Origin of the sequence: Pseudoalteromonas sp. S3260 (genome assembly GCF_005886925.1) — a bacterium.
Taxonomy (GTDB): domain Bacteria; phylum Pseudomonadota; class Gammaproteobacteria; order Enterobacterales; family Alteromonadaceae; genus Pseudoalteromonas; species Pseudoalteromonas tetraodonis.
In genome coordinates this window covers 94,112-113,805 of record NZ_PNCV01000035.1, presented here as the reverse complement: position 1 = coordinate 113,805, position 19,694 = coordinate 94,112, and the positions used below count along the sequence as shown (strand labels likewise).

Here is a 19,694-nt window from a genome sequence, read left to right as displayed (position 1 = left end):
TTAAATTAGCGTCTACAGCCAATACTAGTGCAGGGATGCATTAGGTATTTTTATGATAATTTTGCTCTAGTGCATATAGCTTGTGCCTAATTAGAAATAAAAACACTAATGAGGGTAAAACCATAAGTGCAGTTAATACAAAGAACAATGACCAATTCCCCATTAGCCAATCATCAATAACCACGCCGCTGTAACTCGATAATAACGTACGCCCTAAATTACCCAATGATGCCAATAGCGCATAATGGGTGGCGCTAAATGCTCTGTCACACAGCATAGATATAAAAGCAACCATTGCCACTAAAGACCAAGCTTGGGTAAAGCCATCAACTACAATTGCCATTGCATATAAGTGCTCTTGTGGACCAGCTAAGGCAATCCAAGAAAACATTAAGTTAGATGCTGCCATGGCTACGCCACTAATAAATAAGCCTTTCACAATGCCATATTTATGGTTAAAAATACTGCCCAAAAAGGCAAATACAATGGTGATTAACCCCGTGCCGAGTTTTGAGTAATTTGCTATTTGCGTATTACTAAAGCCAACTTCTTTATAAAATACAATCGACATCCGCGCTAAAAATGCTTCACCAATCTTAAATAAGAAAATAAACGCCAGCAGCGCCAACGCGGTTTTAACGCCATTTTTAGCAAAAAAGGTTTTAAACGGATCAACCACGGTAACGCCTAGCCATGCAAGCGTTTTTGTCAGTGGTGTTTGTTTAGTGGCGGCGAGTTTTTCAAGATAAACACGTTCTAGTTCGGCATGTACGGCTTCGCGATTTGATTGTGGCTCTTTAGCCCAAAATACACAGCTAATTAATAACAGCATAATCGCGGATAAAAAATAATACACCTGTGGCCAGTCAATATTTGGCATATCAGCCATGTAAAAAGGCACAGCTCCTAATAAAGCATAGCCAGTCCACCAACCTGAGGTGGCCATTGCAGCAGCCGCGGTGGCTTTGTGAGATTCATTTTCACTAAGGGTATCTATTCGAAAGGCGTCAATTGCAATATCTTGCGTGGCAGAGGCTATAGCGATTAACAAGCAAAGTGCGGCGGCAACCGCTAGGTTTGCTTTCAAATCAAGTCCTGCAAGTAGCAATGTGCCAAGCAAAATAAAGCTTTGGCAAAACAGTATCCAACTACGGCGCTGACCAAGCCAATTATATAAAAAGGGCAGTTTAGTGCGGTCGATTAAAGGTGACCATAAAAAGTTGATGCTGTAGGCACCAAACACAATGCCAAATAGGCCAATCATGCTGCGGCTCAAACCTTCATCTTTAAGCCATGCCGACATTACTGAGCCAATTAATACCCACGGAAAGCCACTGCTCATTCCAAATATAAAAACATTAATCAAACGTTTATCTTTAAAATAAGAAAAGTATTCTCTAACAGAAAGTGTGCTATTCATAGGGGCTCATTGGCTTATACAAAGAGCAGCGAAGGCTGCTCTTATTAAAAAAGTTATAAAGGAACTTGCTCAAGCACCTTAATATTTAATATAACGACCGGTTTTTCGGGTACAAAGTTGTAGCCAATTTTGTCATTAAATCCGGTTTTTACAGCCATGATTTTATCGAGTGTTTCATAGCCTTCCATCACACTGCCAAACACTGCAAATCCCCAATCACGGCCAGGGTTTAAATGATCGTTATCATCCATATTAAAAAAGAACTGACGCGTTCCTGAGTGTGGTTCACGGTCTTGATAAGCCATCGCAATGCTATACATATCGTTTGTTAAGCCGTTACCGCTTTCATTAAAAATAGGGTCGTTTTCATGTAGACCATCGTAATCTTTATCATAACCACCGCCTTGAATTACAAAGTCACGATCATTTTCTACGTCGCGTTCTACACGATGAAACACACTGCCTTGATAGCTTTTATCCGACACGTAAGTCAAAAAGTTATTAACCGTAATAGGAGCTCTTGAGCGGTCTAATTCAACCACAATGCTGCCCAACGATGTCACAATTTCTACTCGAGGAAAAATGTTATCTTTTTGCACAAAACGACCCTCTTGAGCCGCTAAGCTACTAACGCTAAATAATAAGCTTACGCAGATTAAAAAAAGTTGCTTCATTGTTAACCTTCTAAAAATGCAATTAATTCTGGGTCAGATACAATGCGGGTAATTAACTGCTCAGTCAACTTATTGAGCTGACCTTCAACTTTTGCCCTATCATGACCAAGTGGTCCAGATAAATTAGCATTACCGCTATAACGCTTACTGAAATTACTGGTTGGGCGAATCACCCGTACTTCAAATTCAATCTTGGCATCACTGGTATGGCTCATTAGCTTTTCTGTAACCACAGCTTGCAGTGCGTGAATATCTAACTCAAAACGCAATTGCGCTAAATTAGAAATGCTAGCGCCATTGCGACTCAGTGCACTGTCTAGTGCACTTTTAACCGATTCAGTAATACCTGTACTGGCAATGGTTTTGGTTTTGCTCGATTCAATCAGCTTTAAGGTTGTACTGTCACCACGTAAATCAATCACGCTGGTGTTTAAGCTGCTGTTTATTGTGCTTATTTGACCACTTTTATACACAGGGTTGAGAATAAGTTGATTAGGCTGATTGGCACATCCCGAAAAAACCACTAATGTACAACAGCTCAATAATGCTTTTAAGAGTTTCATTTATAACGTCCCACTATTTTTAGTTGCGCTGAGTACCACAAACTTTTTATTAGAGCCTAATAAAGTACAGTTACCAAACATACGGTTTAGTTTGTCATGGTAATCTAGATGGCGGTTACCAATAATACGCAGCTCGCCACCTTCTTTTAATGTGTCTTTTGCTTGCTTGAACATTTGCCATGCTATGTGGTCGGTAACCGCTTGTGCTTGGTGAAATGGCGGGTTACACAATACAATATCTGCGCTTTCACGTTCAAAGTCAGTTAAACAATCATTCTCTATAAAGGTACATTGTTCAAACTTGTCTTCCATGTTGAGCTCAATGTTGAGTCGAGCTGATTCAACCGCCATATATGACTCATCAACAAAGCTAATATGCGCATTAGGACAGCGCGCTAATGTCATTAAACCAACTACGCCATTACCACAGCCTAAATCAATAATATTTTTGGCTTTATTTGTTTGCGGCAAATAATTAAAAAAGAAACGCGCGCCAATATCAAGTGAATCACGTGAAAACACATTGGCATGATTGCTTATTGTAAAATCAGTGCCTTCGAGCGGCCAGCTCACTGGGAAATCTGCACCTTTATAACCGCCAGCGGCTTGGCTAATAATTAAGCGTGATTTTTTTACTGCGAGGCTTGTTTTCGTCTCACCAATAAAATCTTCAAATGCTTTAATCGTAGAGTTATGCACGTCTTTAGTTTTTGCTGCGCCAATAACCGGTGTACCGGGCGCCAGTACTTCGCTTAATTCAGATAGCTGATACTGTAAAAAAGCCAATGTGCGTGGTACTTTTACCAACACTAGGTCTACTTGTTTGGGCAAAGCCGATAAACTATCAAGCTGGCTAAACGCAGTTGTTGCAATTTTGTTTTGCGCTAAGTTATAAGCCGCCGCCTGATGGCTAATATATGAGTCGTTTACTGAACAAACTGTTAATTGTTGCTTGCTAAAGTAACAGCTAAGTGCACCAAAGCTGTCGTTTAAGATCAGCAATGAGCGACAATCAGGGTAGTGTTCATTAACATAGTCAATGAGGTATTCGTCTGCTGAATCCCACGCTTGTAAGCTGCGGTTTTTTTGATCCAAAGGAAAGCGTTCAAGAGTAAAGGTGTTATCGCCGAGCGTAGCTTGCGTAGTCATAATAGTTTAATGATCGGTAATCAAATGATAGGTAAATTCTAACATGCAACCGCCAAACGCCAACCCCCAACTGTTACCAAATGGCTTTTCTTATCAAAGTAGGGTGCTTAGTGCGCAAAAAAGCCTCGATTTATTTTATTATTTGCAGCAAAACTTAAATTGGCAACAACCAAATATAACGGTGTTTGGCAAAACGGGGCCAATACCAAGGCTGCAATGTTTTATCAGCGAAGAGAATCTTGAGTACGGCTATTCTGGGCATAAACTCGATTTAGAGCCTTGGCCAGACGTATTACTTGCTATGCGAACACGTTTAGAAAATCACCTACAGCAACCGTTTAATTCAATTTTGGTTAATTATTATCGAGATGGCCACGATAGTATGGGCTGGCATAGCGATGATGAGGCGCAGCTAGGGCCTGAGCCTACCATAGCCTGTGTATCGCTTGGCGCAGAGCGATTATTTAAACTTAAACACAAAGTAAGTAACCGCATTACTAACATTAAATTACAAAGTGGTAGCTGTTTAATAATGAGCGGCCAAAGCCAACAAAATTACCAACATGCATTGCCCAAACAAACAACGCTTAAACACCCTCGAATAAGTTTAACGTTTCGCTATATTAATAATGGTTTCAGTTAAATAGCATTAGCCATGGTATAGCCGCAGTTGTTATAGTAAGCACATAACTGAATTTTGAGGATGGTTTTTATGTCAATGCAAGAACAAATACGTAACAAGCTAGCCGATGCGATTGCGTGCAAGCATTTAAATGTGATCAACGAAAGCCATATGCACAGTGCAGGCACTGAATCACACTTTAAAGTGATTGTAGTTAGTGAGGAATTTGCTGGTAAGCGATTATTGCAGCGTCATCGTGAAATTAACGAAATTTTAAAAGATGAGCTGGCAAATCATATTCATGCGCTTGCGATGCACACTTACACTCCTGAGGAATTTACAGAGCACGACGGTGAAGCGCCGCAGTCGCCTAACTGTATGGGTGGCTCAAAAATTGGATAACAGGTAGCTAGAAGGTGGTTTGAGCAGAGCGTAACTGATCAGATCAGTTTTTTTTGTTTTAGCCTTTAAACTAGCGCTAATTTTTATTGTAAAAGATATAGGATGATCAATGGTCATTAAGCCTAAAATTCGCGGATTTATCTGCACCAATGCACACCCAGTAGGCTGTGCAGAGCATGTACAAGAACAAATTAATTATGTTAAGCAGCAAGGGGCATTAAAAAATGCACCTAAAAATGTATTAGTTATTGGTGCGTCTACAGGCTATGGCCTAGCGTCTCGCATTACCGCTGCATTTGGTGGTGGCGCTAAAACATTAGGTGTGTTCTTTGAAAAAGAAGGCACTGAGCGTAAAACAGGCTCTGCGGGTTGGTATAATACGGCGGCGTTTCAAGCAGCCGCTGAAGCTGAAGGTTTATGGTCAAAAAATATTAATGGTGATGCGTTTTCTAACGAAATTAAACAAAAAACAATCGACACCATTAAAGCTGAATTAGGTAAAGTTGACTGTATTATTTACAGCTTAGCATCACCACGTCGTACTGATCCAAATACCGGCGAAGTGTTTTCTTCAACGCTTAAGCCAATTGGTAATGCGGTAACCACTAAAAACTTAAATACGTCAAAGCGTGAAATTGATGAAGTAACTGTTGAAGCGGCAAACCAAGACGATATCGACAACACTATTAAAGTAATGGGTGGCGAAGATTGGGAAATGTGGATTGACGCACTTAAAGAAGCGGATGTATTAGCAGATAACTTTAAAACCACGGCTTACACTTATATTGGTAAAGAACTAACGTGGCCAATTTACGGTCATGCAACAATTGGAAAAGCCAAAGAAGATTTAGACCGTGCCACTGCAGCTATTAAAGCTGCTACCCAAGATTTAAATGGTGAAGCCTACGTTTCATCGCTTAATGCGGTTGTTACTCAAGCAAGCTCTGCAATCCCAATCATGCCGCTTTATATTTCTGCCTTGTTTAAAGTGATGAAGGCTGATGGCACTTACGAGGGCACAATTGAGCAAATTCATGCGCTATTCAGTGAGAACTTATACGGTGATTCACCTCGCTTTGACGAGGGCGGGCATTTATTCCAAAACTATAAAGAACTGGAAGATGACGTTCAATCTCGCGTTCAAGCCATTTGGGATAGTGTAGATACAAACTCAATTGATGAGTTAACCGATTATATTGGTTACCATAATGAATTTTTACGCTTGTTTGGTTTTGGTATTGACGCGGTTGATTATGAACAAGATGTAAATCCTGTTGCGCCTATTGCCAATATGATTGACTGACTTGTCGCTGTTAGCGCATTTTTGAAAAAGTCGCCTTGTGCGGCTTTTTTGTTTTTTAGCTTTGATTTGAAAAAATATTTGCTAATTGTTGGCTAATTTACCACTTTGGTCTAGCTTGTATTTTATTAATTGTTAATTACAAAACTAAATAAACGTTTCTCTCGTATAATTTTCATAAATACACTCGCATAGTCAGCCACAATAATGTTAAAATCAAAGCAATATGTGAGGAGTTTTACTGCGCTGCTTGTTTGGTATTTATAGCAAGTCATTTTATATAGCTTGCAATAATACAAATAGCGGCGTGGTTAGTACGATTTTTCAGTTTCTTTCCGTTAATGTAGTGCAAGTGCGTATGATCAATATAAAAAAAGGTCTGGATTTACCCTTAGAGGGCGCACCTCAGCAAGTTATTCATGATGGTTCTGCCGTCAAACGTGTAGCTGTGCTAGGTGAAGAGTTTATCGGTATGCGTCCAACCATGCATGTTCGTGTGGATGACCAAGTCAAAAAAGGCCAGGTACTTTTTGAAGATAAAAAGAACCCAGGCGTATTATTTACTGCACCAGCTTCTGGTACAGTAAAAGAAATTAATCGCGGTGCTAAACGTGTTCTGCAATCTGTTGTTATTGAAGTAAACGGCAGTGAGCAAATCACCTTTGGATCTTTCTCGGAAACTGAGCTTAACAGCTTAGACCGTGAAAAAGCTAAAGAAGTACTAGTTCAATCGGGTCAATGGATAGCGCTTCGTGCTCGTCCATTTAGTAAAGTAGCAGCGTTGGATGCAAATCCGAGCTCTATTTTTGTGACAGCTATCGATACCAATCCACTTGCTGCAGATCCTGCAGTAATTATTGCTGAGAATGCGAAAGCGTTTGAAGCAGGTTTGGCTGTTGTGTCACGTTTAACCGATGGCAAAGTATTTGTTTGTAAGCAAGTAGGTAGTCAAGTTCCTAGTTCACCTATTGCTCAAGTAGAAGTACATGAGTTTGGTGGCGTGCATCCGGCTGGCCTTGTTGGCACTCATATCCATCACCTTGACCCAGTATCTGCTAGTAAGCAAGTTTGGCACATTGGTTACCAAGACGTTATTGCGTATGGTCACCTTTTCCTTACTGGTGAAATTTACACAGACCGTGTGATTTCGCTTGCAGGTCCGCGTGTTAAGAATCCTCGTTTAGTGAAAACACAATTAGGTGCTTCACTTGATGACTTAGTTGCAGGTGAATTAGAAGACGGTGATAACCGTGTTATTTCTGGTTCTGTACTTGCAGGTGCTACGTCGTCTGGCGTTCATGCATTTTTAGGTCGTTACCATGTTCAAGTATCTGTATTACTTGAAGGTCGCGAAAAAGAGTTTTTTGGCTGGATTGCACCAGGTAGTGATAAATTCTCTGTAACGCGTACATTCTTGTCTCACCTTACACCGAGTCGTTTATTTAAAATGACAACGTCTACGGGCGGTTCAAAACGTGCCATGGTTCCACTTGGAAGCTACGAGCGTGTTATGCCACTTGATATTTTGCCAACGCTATTACTACGTGACTTATTGTCTCGTGATTTAGACAGTGCAATTTCATTAGGTGCGCTTGAATTAGATGAAGAAGATTTAGCGTTATGCACCTTCGTTTGTCCTGGAAAATACGAGTACGGCGCAGCCCTACGCGATTGCTTAACTACGATCGAGAAGGAAGGCTAAAATGGGCTTAAAAACTTTCTTAGAAGATATCGAACCGCATTTTGAACCAGGTGGTAAGCATGAAAAATGGTACGCGCTGTATGAAGCCGCTGCGACTATTTTTTACACGCCAGGTTACGTAAACAAAGGTTCAACTCACGTTCGTGATAACATCGACCTAAAACGTATGATGATTTTAGTGTGGATGGCGACGTTCCCTGCCATGTTTTTTGGTATGTTCAACATCGGTCATCAAGCAGCTATGGCGCTTGGTAATGGTTTTGAGCTAGCTAACATTTGGCAAGTAGGTTTGTTCCAGTTATTAGGCGGTGAGTTAACCGTTGATGCTGGTTGGGGCGCAAAAATGTTCTACGGAGCCTGTTTCTTCCTACCTATTTATGCAACAACCTTTATTGTCGGTGGTTTTTGGGAAGTATTGTTTGCTTCTGTGCGTAAGCATGAAGTAAATGAAGGTTTCTTCGTAACCTCTGTATTATTTGCATTAATCCTGCCTGCAACGATTCCTTTATGGCAAGTTGCGCTAGGTATTACTTTTGGTGTAGTTATCGCAAAAGAAATATTTGGTGGTACAGGTCGTAACTTCTTAAACCCTGCGCTTGCTGGTCGTGCGTTTTTATTCTTCGCATACCCTGCACAAATTTCAGGTGACACAGTATGGACTGCCGTAGATTCATTCTCTGGCGCGACTATGCTTGGTCAAGCGTTTGCTGGTACGTTAAATTACGCGACTGATATTGAGCTTTGGTGGAATGCGTTCTACGGCTTTATCCAAGGTTCTATGGGCGAAACGTCTACACTAGCAGTGCTTATTGGTGGTTTATTCCTAATTTATGTACGTATCGCGTCTTGGCGTATCGTGCTAGGTGTATTCCTAGGTATGGTAGTAACCTCATCAATACTAAATACTATTGGTTCTGAAACTAATGCTATGTTTGCTATGCCTTGGTACTGGCATATGGTATTAGGTGGTTTTGCATTCGGTATGTTCTTTATGGCTACTGACCCTGTATCTGCTGCATTTACTGATAAAGGTAAATTAGCATACGGTGCGCTTATTGGCTTTATGGTTATCATGATCCGTGTTGTTAACCCTGCATACCCAGAGGGCATCATGCTAGCAATCTTGTTTGCTAACTTGTTTGCACCATTATTCGATCACTTTGTAGTGCAAGCTAATATCAAGCGGAGGTTGGCACGTAATGTCTAGTAATAACGAATCAATTGGCAAAACGCTAGCTGTTGTTGTCTCATTATGTTTAGTGTGTGCAGTTATTGTGTCGCTAACGTCTGTGCAACTTCGCCCTCTGCAAAAAGCAAATAAAGCAAAAGATATTCAAAGCAATATCTTAGCTGCTGCTGGTATTGGCAAAGTTGATAACGTTGCCGAAACGTTTGATGCTAAAATCGAAACTCGCTTTGTTGATATGCAAAGTGGTGAGTTTGCTGAGCCGGTAGAAGATTTTGACTTTGAAAAAAGCAAATACGATGCTGATTTAAGTAAATCTTTAAAAGAGAATGGTATTAAAGACATCGCCGGTATTCAACGTATTACCAAGCGTGCGCCTGTTTATATCTCTAAAAAAGACGATGGCTCTACTGATGCAATCATCCTTCCTATTCAGGGTTATGGTTTATGGGGTTTAATGTACGGTTTTATCTCGCTTGAAAGCGATGGCGAAACTATTAAAGACATCATTTTCTACAAACATAACGAAACACCTGGTCTAGGTGGTGAAATTCAAAACCCACAGTGGACTGCAACGTGGGAAGGTAAAGAGTTACCAATCCAAATCGTTAAAGGGACTGCAGCCGGTGATGAGCATAAGATCGATGGTCTTTCAGGTGCTACATTAACGTCTAATGGTGTTGACCATGCAGTTGATTTTTGGACTGGCGAAAATGGCTTTGGCCCTTTCCTTGCGAAAGTACGTAAAGGAGCATTGAACTAATGGCTGATACTAAAGAAATGAAGGCGGTCCTATTTGGTCCAGTTTTCGCTAACAACCCAATCGCATTACAAGTACTTGGTATTTGTTCTGCGCTAGCGGTAACGTCTAGCTTAAAAAATGCATTAATCATGTCAATTGCATTGACCTTGGTAACTGCATTCTCTAGCCTTTTTATCTCGACTATTCGTAACCATATCCCTTCATCAGTACGTATCATCGTACAGATGACGATTATTGCATCATTAGTAATCGTGGTTGACCAAGTACTACAAGCTTTCTCTTACGCTACGGCAAAAGAGTTATCAGTATTCGTTGGTCTAATCATTACTAACTGTATCGTAATGGGTCGTGCTGAAGCTTATGCAATGAAGTCACCGCCATTAATGTCTTTCCTTGATGGTATTGGTAATGGCTTAGGTTACTCTGTAGTGTTACTTACTGTTGGCTTTATTCGTGAGTTATTCGGTAAAGGTTCACTATTCGGTGTTGATATTATTCCATTAGTACAAAATGGTGGTTGGTACCAACCTATGGGTCTATTGATCTTACCACCGAGTGCATTCTTCATCATTGGTTTATTCATTTGGGTACTTCGTACTTATAAGAAAGACCAAGTAGAAGCTAAAGCGTAAGGGGCGATAAGTGGAACATTATATTAGTTTATTTGTAAAAGCCGTTTTTATTGAAAACTTAGCATTAGCATTCTTCCTAGGTATGTGTACTTTCTTAGCCGTGTCTAAAAAAGTAACTACATCAATTGGCCTAGGTGTAGCGGTTATTGTTGTATTAGGTATTTCAGTACCGGTTAACAACTTGGTTTACCATGCGGTATTAGCACCAGGTGCATTAGAGTGGCTTGGTTACCCAGAAGCAGATCTTAGCTTTTTACGTTTCTTAACTTTCATTGGTGTTATTGCAGCACTAGTGCAAATTCTTGAAATGGCATTAGATAAGTTCTTCCCACCGCTTTACAACGCATTAGGTATTTTCCTACCACTAATCACAGTTAACTGTGCAATTTTTGGTGCGGTATCTTTCATGGTAGAGCGTAACTATAATTTCGGCGAGTCTGTTGTTTATGGTATTGGCGCTGGTGTGGGTTGGGCGCTTGCAATTACATTACTTGCAGGTATCCGTGAGAAAATGAAGTATTCAGACGTACCAGATGGTTTACGTGGTTTAGGTATTACCTTCATCACTGTTGGCTTGATGGGTCTTGGCTTTATGTCATTCTCTGGTATTTCACTGTAATAATAGCGAGGTCAATCATGGATATTTTCTTAGGCGTTGGTGTTTTTATCGCTATCGTTGTAATACTAGTTTTAATCATCATTGGTGCTAAATCTAAGCTAGTTGCAAGCGGTGATATCATCATCGGCATTAATGGCGATCCAGACAAAGCCATTAAAACATCAGCAGGTAGTAAGCTATTAGGTGCACTATCTGAGTCAGGTATTTTCGTATCTTCTGCATGTGGTGGCGGTGGCTCTTGTGGTCAGTGTCGCGTTCACATTAAAGAAGGTGGCGGTGATATTCTGCCAACTGAACTTGACCACATCTCTAAAGGTGAAGCACGTGAAGGTTGTCGTTTAGCGTGTCAGGTTAATGTTAAAAATGATATGGAAATTGAACTTGAAGAGTCAATTTTCGGTGTTAAAAAATGGGATTGTGAAGTTATCTCTAACGATAACAAAGCAACGTTCATCAAAGAACTTAAGCTACAAATTCCAGATGGCGAGTCAGTGCCGTTCCGTGCGGGTGGTTACATCCAAATCGAAGCGCCAGCTCACCATGTTAAATACGCTGATTTCGATATTCCTGAAGAGTATCGTGGCGATTGGAACCATTTTGGTTTCTTCGACCTGGAGTCAAAAGTAGACGAAGAAACAATTCGTGCTTACTCAATGGCTAACTACCCAGAAGAAGAAGGCATTATTATGCTTAACGTGCGTATCGCTACGCCGCCGCCAAGAAACCTAAGCCTACCATGTGGTAAAATGTCATCGTACATTTGGTCACTAAAAGAAGGCGATAAAGTAACTATTTCTGGTCCATTTGGTGAGTTCTTCGCTAAAGACACAGACGCTGAAATGGTATTCGTAGGTGGTGGTGCAGGTATGGCACCAATGCGTTCACATATCTTTGACCAACTTAAGCGTTTAAACTCTAAGCGTAAAATTAGTTTCTGGTATGGTGCGCGTTCTAAACGTGAAATGTTCTATGTTGAAGATTTTGACGGCCTAGCTGAGCAAAACGAAAACTTCGTTTGGCATACAGCGCTTTCAGATCCGCAACCAGAAGATAACTGGGAAGGCTATACTGGCTTTATCCACAACGTGTTATTTGAGAACTATCTTAAAGACCACGAAGCGCCTGAAGATTGTGAGTTCTACATGTGTGGTCCTCCAATGATGAATGCGGCAGTTATCTCTATGCTTAAAGATTTAGGCGTAGAAGAAGAAAACATCTTATTAGATGATTTCGGTGGCTAATACCCAAACTAAATAAATTTAGTTAAAATACCAGCCTCATAGCACTAAGTGTTATGAGGCTTTTTTATATCAACTGATTGAGTTTGGCTTTACCGCTGATTTTAGTTGATACTCTATTTAACCTTTATAAGTAGGCTATTATGAATCGATTAAGTACAGTTAAAGGCGTGGTAGCCTTATTTTTAATCATATCCACGTTACTTATCACCGGTTGTGGCAATTCACAACACAACGAAGAAGCTTACCTTGAAGGTAAAACGATGGGTACAACTTACCACATTAAGTTTTACGCTGAGCAAGTTGACCCTCAAGCAATACAAGCAGAAATCGATGCGGTTTTAGTTGATATCAACCAGTCTATGTCGACCTATATCGAAGATTCAGAAATAAACACCTTTAACCGTTTAGATGCCAACGAAGTAATGCCAATCAGTGATGACTTCAGGGCAGTTATTAGTGAATCTATGCGTATAGGTAATTCAACTAAGACCCTAGATGTGACTATGGGGCCGCTAATCGATTTATGGGGATTTGGTCCTGATAAAAAACCAACAAAGCGCCCAACGGATGAAGCACTGGCAAATATGGTCAGTAACATTGGTATAGATAAGCTGGTCCTTAATGAGCAAGGGTTAGCTAAAACAGTTGCTGATTTAGAGCTGTCGTTTTCGGCTACCGCAAAAGGCTATGGTATTGATAAAGTTGCTGAGCTATTACAAAGTAAAGGTATTACAGATTACATGGTTGAAATTGGTGGAGAACTGCGTATTGCTGGTACAAAACCAGACAATCAAGCATGGCGAATAGCAATTGAACAACCTGATGCAAATCCGGGCGAGCGCAAAGTACACCGCGTATTAACACCGGGTAATAATGGTATTGCCACCTCTGGCGATTATAGAATTTTTTATACTATGGATGGTGAAACCTATACGCACCTTATTGATCCGATGACAGGTATGCCAATTAAGCACGACTTAGTCTCTGTCACAGTTTTGCACCCAAGTGCAATGACGGCGGACGGTTTAGCGACTGCTTTAACGGTAATGGGCATGGAAGGGGCACAACGTTATGCTGAGCAGCATGATTTACCTGTGTATTTAATTGCGAAATCGGCACAGGGGTTAGTCACCTATTCAAGCCCTGCGTTTAAGCCTTATTTATAGTCTTTAGGTTTATATCCTTATCATGAGGGTATATAATGCAATAAGCTCAGATATGATGTTTGGGCTCATTTTATTGCTGAACAATAGGGGCTAAGCAATGTCACTTTTTTTTCTAACCTTTGGCTTACTTATTTTAATTGTCGCTGCGATGGCGATAGGCATGATAGTACAAAGAAAATCGATGGCGAGTAGCTGCGGAGGCTTAGGCTCTGTAGGTATTGATAAAGCATGTGATTGCGATGATCCATGCGATAAACGCAAAAAGCGTCTGGCCAAAGAGCAAGTATGGAAAGAAAACCAAATTCTTTAAATAGGGTATCCCTGTTTAAACAAAAAACCTCTCGTAGCTCACTACGGGAGGTTTTTTATTTATATCGGCATAAATAAATCACCAGCCGATAAAATAATCGTGTTTTTATCTTGAACAGAAAATTCTCTTTGTTATACTCACGCCCGAACTTTCAGTAAGTTTTGAAAGTTCTATTGATGCGGATCAAAACTAGCTTGGCAAAATAGTGCTAATGCGTTGAGACTGTATTTCATGTCACTGTATAAGGCTTTACGGCTGCAACCTTTTTTGTTGCCACGGTGTACACCGAATTTTGTTATTAGTCATTTTAATAGGTTAATGTTTTTGAGCTCACTTTCTTTGTTTCATACCAGCGCTTTGCTTACCTTAGGTAAGTCAGTGTTGCATGAGCGCTTTAAAAAAGCGAAAAAGGGCGTGAGTGTGGCTGTAACATTATTAGTTTTTAATGTCGTTATGTTGCTTAGTGGCGCTATTGAGGATGCCTTTAGGCTTGAAGCATTGGTCAGTGATGGCTTTTTTATAGAGCCATTATTACTGACAATTGCCGAATTTTTAGCTCATCCCATCTTATCGTGTCAGTTACTTATTGGCCTTTGTTGGCTATTGTTCCACATGTTTCCAGCGCGTCGTGCTGGGATAATCCTCCGTAAAGCAGCCTTTGCTTTTAGCGAGGCTAAAGTTCAGCAACCAGTGCAAGCTGCGCATGGTTGTCGTGCTCCACCTAGCTTTACAGGTTGTCTGTTTACCCATTAATTTTATGGGTATAGGTTACACCTGTGGTATCTAATTATTTATTCTTGCTGTAAATAACGATTACTTTCATTGTAGCTTAGTGTTTTTTACACACTCTCAGCCAACCACACCTCACCCAAGTTAATTTTTATTGCGTTATATTAATGTGTTTAAAAAAGCTGGGTTGGTTCTGCTAGGTGTTTATTATTAAGCCAGTGGTCAATACTTCATGCTTGCATTCGCTCTGCATTATTGTAATTCAATCTTAATTAACTTGGGTTTTTATCAAATATCGTTGCTAAATATTTTTTGGCAGCTAATAAAAACTCTTTAGGTTTTAGGATAGTCCCTTGTTAATTCGTAACCTTTTTAATATTGCTTTAGCTAGTATGGCGCTGATTTTATCAGGCTGTAATGGCGGGGTACTCGACCCAAAAGGGCAGATAGGTATTGATGAGAAAAATCTGATCATCATCGCCACTGTGCTTATGTTGTTAGTTGTGATCCCCGTTATTGTGATGACTTTATATTTTGCTTGGAAATACAGAGACACACAAAACCATGAAATTTACGCACCAAAATGGGCTCACTCTAATAAGATTGAGGCTGTTGTATGGGCGGTTCCTATTGTTATTGTTGTTATTTTAGGTGTGATCACCTGGCAGTCAACTCAAGAGCTTGACCCCTATAAACCGATAGAGGGTAAAGGTGAACATCTTACTGTTGAAGTGGTGTCACTTAATTGGAAGTGGTTATTTATTTACCCTGAACAAGGTATTGCCACGGTAAACGAATTGGTATTTCCTGCTAATGTTCCGGTTGAATACAAAATCACGTCAGAAAGTACCATGAACTCGTTTTTTATTCCTCAGTTAGGTAGTCAAATCTACTCAATGGCGGGTATGGAAACTAAGCTGCATTTAATTGCTAATGAGCCAGGCACGTTTAAAGGCTTTTCGGCTAATTACAGTGGTGCGGGTTTTACTGGTATGAAATTTAATGCCATCGCAACGCCAACAAAAGCTGACTTCAACCAGTGGGTTGAACAGGTAAAAACTAACGCTAATAACCTTACTCATGCCAATTATGTTGAGCTTGCAAAAGCAAGTGAGAACAACCCAGTCGCTTACTATGGCAAGGTTGATGACGGTTTATTTCATACCATAGTGATGAAATACATGCAGGCGCATGGCGATATGAACAAAAAACACCACTCGATGGATAAACATCAGCAGATGAGTAATGAGCATCAAGCAATGGGTAATCATTCAATGCCATCATCACACAGCCAGGGCGAGGAATAATCATGTCGTTTTTAGGTAAATTATCTATAGATGCAATTCCGTTTCATGAACCTATTATCATGGTTACCATGGCGGTGATTGCTGTTGTCGGGCTTATTATAGCTGGGCTAATAACAAAATATAAAAAATGGGGTGTGCTTTGGCGTGACTGGATCACCTCGGTTGATCATAAACGCTTAGGCGTTATGTACATTTTATTAGCGCTAATCATGCTGTTTCGTGGTTTTTCTGATGCCATTATGATGCGTGCGCAGTTAGCGCTTGCTACCAGTGGCGCGCCAGGTTATCTGCCACCAGAACATTACGACCAAATATTCACCGCTCATGGCGTTATTATGATCATCTTTATGGCGATGCCATTTATGATTGGTTTAATGAATATTGTTGTACCACTGCAAATTGGTGCCCGTGATGTGGCTTTTCCATTTTTAAATAATTTAAGTTTTTGGTTTACCGCTAGTGGCGCCATTTTAATAAATCTATCGCTGATATTTGGTGAATTTGCTAAAACAGGCTGGGTTGCTTACCCACCGTTGTCGGAGTTGACCTTTAGCCCTGGGGTGGGGGTCGATTATTATATTTGGGCCTTGCAAATATCGGGGCTCGGTACGCTATTAACCGCTGTTAACTTCCTAGTGACAGTATTTAAAATGCGTGCCCCTGGTATGACACTGATGAAAATGCCAATTTTCACTTGGACATGTACGTGGGCAAATATCTTAATTGCGGCATCATTTCCAATTTTAACCGCAGTGCTGGCCATGCTAACGCTAGACCGTTATTTAGATTTCCACTTCTTCACTAATGAAGCCGGCGGAAACGCCATGATGTATATCAACCTGTTTTGGGCATGGGGTCACCCAGAGGTATACATTTTAGTATTACCAGCTTTTGGTATCTTCTCTGAAATAGTGTCGACCTTCACTGGTAAACGTTTATTTGGTTATAAATCGATGGTATATGCCAGCGGTGCCATTTCTATTCTTGGTTTTATTGTATGGTTACACCACTTCTTTACTATGGGTTCAAGTGCCAATGTAAATGCCTTCTTTGGGGTAATGACCATGGTCATAGCTGTGCCTACTGGGGTTAAGTTATTTAGTTGGTTGTTTACTATTTACCGTGGCCGTTTGCGCATTACTGTACCTGTACTTTGGACGCTTGGTTTTATGGTTACCTTCAGTATTGGTGGTATGACGGGGGTATTACTGGCAATCCCTGGTGCCGATTATGTATTGCATAACAGCTTATTCTTAATCGCTCATTTCCATAACACCATCATTGGTGGCGCAGTCTTTGGTTACTTAGCGGGTTTTGTTTTTTGGTTTCCAAAAGCAATGGGCTTTAAGCTTGATGAACGTTGGGGTAAAGCATCATTTTGGTGTTGGTTAATCGGTTTCTTTGTAGCCTTTATGCCATTGTACGTACTCGGCTTTTTAGGCATGACTCGTCGCTTAAATCACTCTAATAATCCTGATTGGAATATCTGGCTTTATATTGCTGCAGTGGGTGCCGTGATTATTATGTTCGGTATTATTTGCCAAGTTATTCAGCTTTATGTGAGCTTTAAAAACCGCGAAGCGCTTGATGATACCACCGGCGATCCTTGGAACGGTCACACCCTTGAATGGTCAACGTCATCACCGCCACAATACTATAACTTTGCTGAAATCCCGCATGTTGATGATATTGATACATGGACTGACATGAAAGAAAAAGGCCTAGCTTATCAAGGTAAATCTAGCTATAGCCCAATTCATATGCCAAAAAATACCGCATCGGGTGTGCTTATTGCTGCGAGTTTAACGGCGTTTTGTTTTGCCATGATCTGGCATATTTGGTGGTTAGCAGGGCTTGGTTTTATTGGTGCAATTGCGCTATTTATTAACCGCGCTTACACCAGCGATGTTGATTACTACGTGCAAAACGATGAAATATTACAAATTGAAGGCGCGCATATTGCCAGTAATACGAAGGAGGTAAGCGCATGAGTACGTTATCTGCAACTCAAGGCCATGTAAATTTTGAGTCTCATAGCGTAAGTCATACGCATGAACATCACGATACCTCTGGCGATACAATCTTTGGCTTTTGGCTTTATTTAATGACCGATTGCCTTTTATTTGCCTCATTTTTTGCAACCTACGCAGTGCTTTATATGAACACCGCAGGTGGTGTATCGGGCAAAGATATTTTTGAGCTTGATTTTGTTGCCGTTGAAACTGCGGCGCTACTTATAAGTAGTATTACTTTTGGTTTTGCCATGATTGCCGCTCAAGGGCAAAAAAAGGCGCTGACGCTTGGTTGGCTCGCGGTCACTTTTTGTTTAGGCGCGGTGTTTATTGGTATGGAAATTTATGAGTTTCATCATTTAATTGTTCATGGCAATGGCCCACAGCAAAGTGCTTTTTTAACATCGTTTTTCTCATTAGTGGGCTTGCATGGTTTACATGTAACTGCAGGCCTTATCTGGATGAGCATAATGATGATTGAGGTGATTAAGCGCGGTTTAGGTAAACAAACCGTCACGCGCTTAAGTTGCTTAAGCTTATTTTGGCACTTTTTAGATATTGTGTGGATTTGTGTATTTACTGTTGTTTATTTAATGGGAGCAATGTAATGAGCCATAGCGAAACGCATGCTTTAGCGCAAATGCAAAGCCAACATCATGATCAGTCACACGGCAGTGTAAAAACCTATCTTATTGGTTTTGTCTTGTCAGTGATTTTAACGGCCATTCCATTTTGGATGGTGATGGAGGGCGATTTTTCAAAAGTCACCACGCTTTGGAGTATCGTTACTTTTGCAATCGTGCAAATTTGGGTGCATTTAAAATACTTTTTACACCTTAATTTCACCACCGATGAAGGCAAAGCGAATACCTTTACCTTCTTGTTTAGCGCGTTGATCATCGTCATGGTGGTTGGACTGTCTGTTTGGATCATTTATGAATCAAACGCAATGATGATGTATTAGAGGTTTCAGATGTTTCGTCGTTATTTAGCTGTTACTAAGCCAGGTATTATTATGGGGAATTTGATCAGCGTTGCCGGTGGTTTTTTACTTGCCGCCCGCGGTGATATAGACCCATGGTTAATGTTGGTTACCTTGGTTGGTTTATCGCTTGTTGTTGCATCGGGATGTGCCATAAACAATGTTATTGATAGAGACATTGATGTTGCTATGGCACGTACTCGCTCACGTGTAACTGTAACGGGCGAAATGTCTGCAAAAGCCGCTTTAAGCCATGGCGTGTTATTAGGGCTAATTGGCTTTGGCTTATTAATCGCCTTTACCACTCAAGCGGCGGTATTTTTTGCCGCCTTTGGCTATGTCATTTATGTAGGGGTGTACAGCCTCTACATGAAACGCAACTCTGTTTACGGCACCTTTATTGGTAGTCTATCGGGCGCAGTTCCACCTGTTGTTGGCTATTGTGCCGTTACGGGTGTGTTCGATATGGGTGCATTAATACTGCTGGTGATGTTTAGTTTGTGGCAAATGCCGCACTCATATGCGATTGCTATTTTTCGCTTTAAGGATTACCAAGCCGCTAATATTCCAGTATTGCCCGTGGCGCAAGGTGTTAATAAAGCTAAGCGCCATATTGTGCTTTATATTGCAGTATATGCTTTAGTAGTGATGCTATTGCCAATTAGTGGTTATACCGGTGCTGCCTTTATGGCCGTTGCCTGTATTACCAGTTTTTGGTGGTTACTCATGGCACTTAGAGGGTATCGCTACAACATAGACACCACCCGTTGGGCACGCCAAGTGTTTGCGTTTTCAATTATTAATATTACCGCTTTGAGTATTGCCATGGCGGTTGATTATCAAACAATTGCGCCACAGTTAGTGGCGCTAAACTGATCTAAAACGATCAATGAACCGAGTTAATTCCCAAAGTTA

At 40.7% G+C, this 19,694-nt stretch carries 21 protein-coding genes; 17 read left to right on the top strand and 4 right to left on the bottom strand.

Features of this window, described 5'->3' with window-relative positions; translation table 11 throughout:
- Positions 1–40: 40 nt before the first annotated feature.
- Genes CWC14_RS06765 through CWC14_RS06750 form a run of 4 tightly spaced genes read right to left on the bottom strand, consistent with a single transcriptional unit; the run spans position 41 to position 3,806 of the window.
- A complete protein-coding gene (locus CWC14_RS06765; protein ID WP_138562019.1) occupies positions 41–1,420 on the bottom strand; it encodes an AmpG family muropeptide MFS transporter in 1,380 nt (459 codons plus the stop codon).
- 53 nt (positions 1,421–1,473) lie between these two features.
- Complete coding sequence (locus tag CWC14_RS06760) at positions 1,474–2,094, bottom strand: peptidylprolyl isomerase (RefSeq protein ID WP_013464341.1); 621 nt, start codon at positions 2,092–2,094, stop codon at positions 1,474–1,476.
- 2 nt (positions 2,095–2,096) lie between these two features.
- Positions 2,097–2,657 carry a YajG family lipoprotein gene (locus CWC14_RS06755; RefSeq protein ID WP_138562017.1) on the bottom strand — a complete coding sequence of 187 codons (561 nt, stop codon included), beginning with the start codon at positions 2,655–2,657 and terminating at the stop codon, positions 2,097–2,099.
- Complete coding sequence (locus tag CWC14_RS06750; RefSeq protein WP_138562015.1) at positions 2,658–3,806, bottom strand: methyltransferase; 1,149 nt, start codon at positions 3,804–3,806, stop codon at positions 2,658–2,660. It lies immediately after the preceding gene.
- 43 nt (positions 3,807–3,849) lie between these two features.
- Here CWC14_RS06750 and CWC14_RS06745 point away from each other — a divergent pair, with 43 nt between their 5' ends.
- The 17 genes from CWC14_RS06745 to cyoE all read left to right on the top strand — a co-directional run bounded on the left by CWC14_RS06745 (position 3,850) and on the right by cyoE (position 19,655).
- Positions 3,850–4,449, top strand: coding sequence for an alpha-ketoglutarate-dependent dioxygenase AlkB family protein (locus CWC14_RS06745; protein WP_076922903.1), 600 nt, complete (start codon positions 3,850–3,852; stop codon positions 4,447–4,449).
- A gap of 69 nt (positions 4,450–4,518) precedes the next feature.
- On the top strand, positions 4,519–4,830 hold the full coding sequence (locus tag CWC14_RS06740; protein ID WP_013464345.1) for a BolA family protein: 312 nt from the start codon (positions 4,519–4,521) through the stop codon (positions 4,828–4,830).
- Positions 4,831–4,939: 109 nt separating this feature from the next.
- A complete protein-coding gene (gene fabV, locus CWC14_RS06735; RefSeq protein WP_024601887.1) occupies positions 4,940–6,133 on the top strand; it encodes an enoyl-ACP reductase FabV in 1,194 nt (397 codons plus the stop codon).
- Positions 6,134–6,488: 355 nt separating this feature from the next.
- Positions 6,489–7,832 (top strand): Na(+)-translocating NADH-quinone reductase subunit A, encoded by a 1,344-nt coding sequence (locus CWC14_RS06730; RefSeq protein ID WP_138562013.1) that lies wholly within the window; start codon positions 6,489–6,491, stop codon positions 7,830–7,832.
- Position 7,833: 1 nt separating this feature from the next.
- Positions 7,834–9,039 (top strand): NADH:ubiquinone reductase (Na(+)-transporting) subunit B, encoded by a 1,206-nt coding sequence (locus CWC14_RS06725; protein ID WP_138562011.1) that lies wholly within the window; start codon positions 7,834–7,836, stop codon positions 9,037–9,039.
- Complete coding sequence (locus CWC14_RS06720; protein WP_008111895.1) at positions 9,032–9,781, top strand: Na(+)-translocating NADH-quinone reductase subunit C; 750 nt, start codon at positions 9,032–9,034, stop codon at positions 9,779–9,781. The genes CWC14_RS06725 and CWC14_RS06720 overlap by 8 nt, the downstream gene beginning before the upstream one ends.
- Complete coding sequence (locus CWC14_RS06715; protein WP_006791491.1) at positions 9,781–10,413, top strand: NADH:ubiquinone reductase (Na(+)-transporting) subunit D; 633 nt, start codon at positions 9,781–9,783, stop codon at positions 10,411–10,413. The genes CWC14_RS06720 and CWC14_RS06715 overlap by 1 nt, the downstream gene beginning before the upstream one ends.
- Before the next feature lie 10 nt (positions 10,414–10,423).
- Complete coding sequence (gene nqrE, locus CWC14_RS06710) at positions 10,424–11,032, top strand: NADH:ubiquinone reductase (Na(+)-transporting) subunit E (RefSeq protein WP_036979660.1); 609 nt, start codon at positions 10,424–10,426, stop codon at positions 11,030–11,032.
- Positions 11,033–11,049: 17 nt separating this feature from the next.
- Positions 11,050–12,273: an NADH:ubiquinone reductase (Na(+)-transporting) subunit F gene (gene nqrF, locus CWC14_RS06705; protein WP_076923220.1), complete on the top strand. Its 1,224-nt coding sequence runs from the start codon at positions 11,050–11,052 to the stop codon at positions 12,271–12,273.
- A gap of 140 nt (positions 12,274–12,413) precedes the next feature.
- Positions 12,414–13,439: an FAD:protein FMN transferase gene (locus CWC14_RS06700; protein ID WP_076923221.1), complete on the top strand. Its 1,026-nt coding sequence runs from the start codon at positions 12,414–12,416 to the stop codon at positions 13,437–13,439.
- Between the two features lie 97 nt (positions 13,440–13,536).
- Complete coding sequence (nqrM, locus tag CWC14_RS06695; protein ID WP_010391098.1) at positions 13,537–13,749, top strand: (Na+)-NQR maturation NqrM; 213 nt, start codon at positions 13,537–13,539, stop codon at positions 13,747–13,749.
- Between the two features lie 324 nt (positions 13,750–14,073).
- Entirely contained in the window at positions 14,074–14,502 is a 429-nt protein-coding gene (locus CWC14_RS06690) for a hypothetical protein (protein WP_138562009.1), read from the top strand.
- A gap of 329 nt (positions 14,503–14,831) precedes the next feature.
- The gene (cyoA, locus tag CWC14_RS06685) at positions 14,832–15,785 is read left to right on the top strand and encodes a ubiquinol oxidase subunit II (RefSeq protein WP_138562007.1); all 954 of its coding nucleotides are present in this window, start codon (positions 14,832–14,834) and stop codon (positions 15,783–15,785) included.
- 2 nt (positions 15,786–15,787) lie between these two features.
- A complete protein-coding gene (cyoB, locus tag CWC14_RS06680; protein ID WP_138562005.1) occupies positions 15,788–17,776 on the top strand; it encodes a cytochrome o ubiquinol oxidase subunit I in 1,989 nt (662 codons plus the stop codon).
- A complete protein-coding gene (cyoC, locus tag CWC14_RS06675) occupies positions 17,773–18,405 on the top strand; it encodes a cytochrome o ubiquinol oxidase subunit III (RefSeq protein ID WP_076923274.1) in 633 nt (210 codons plus the stop codon). Before cyoB ends, cyoC begins: the two co-directional genes overlap by 4 nt.
- Positions 18,405–18,761, top strand: coding sequence for a cytochrome o ubiquinol oxidase subunit IV (gene cyoD / locus CWC14_RS06670; RefSeq protein WP_013464355.1), 357 nt, complete (start codon positions 18,405–18,407; stop codon positions 18,759–18,761). Before cyoC ends, cyoD begins: the two co-directional genes overlap by 1 nt.
- 9 nt (positions 18,762–18,770) lie before the next feature.
- Positions 18,771–19,655 (top strand): heme o synthase, encoded by an 885-nt coding sequence (cyoE, locus tag CWC14_RS06665; RefSeq protein ID WP_008111919.1) that lies wholly within the window; start codon positions 18,771–18,773, stop codon positions 19,653–19,655.
- The last annotated feature ends 39 nt before the right edge of the window (positions 19,656–19,694 follow it).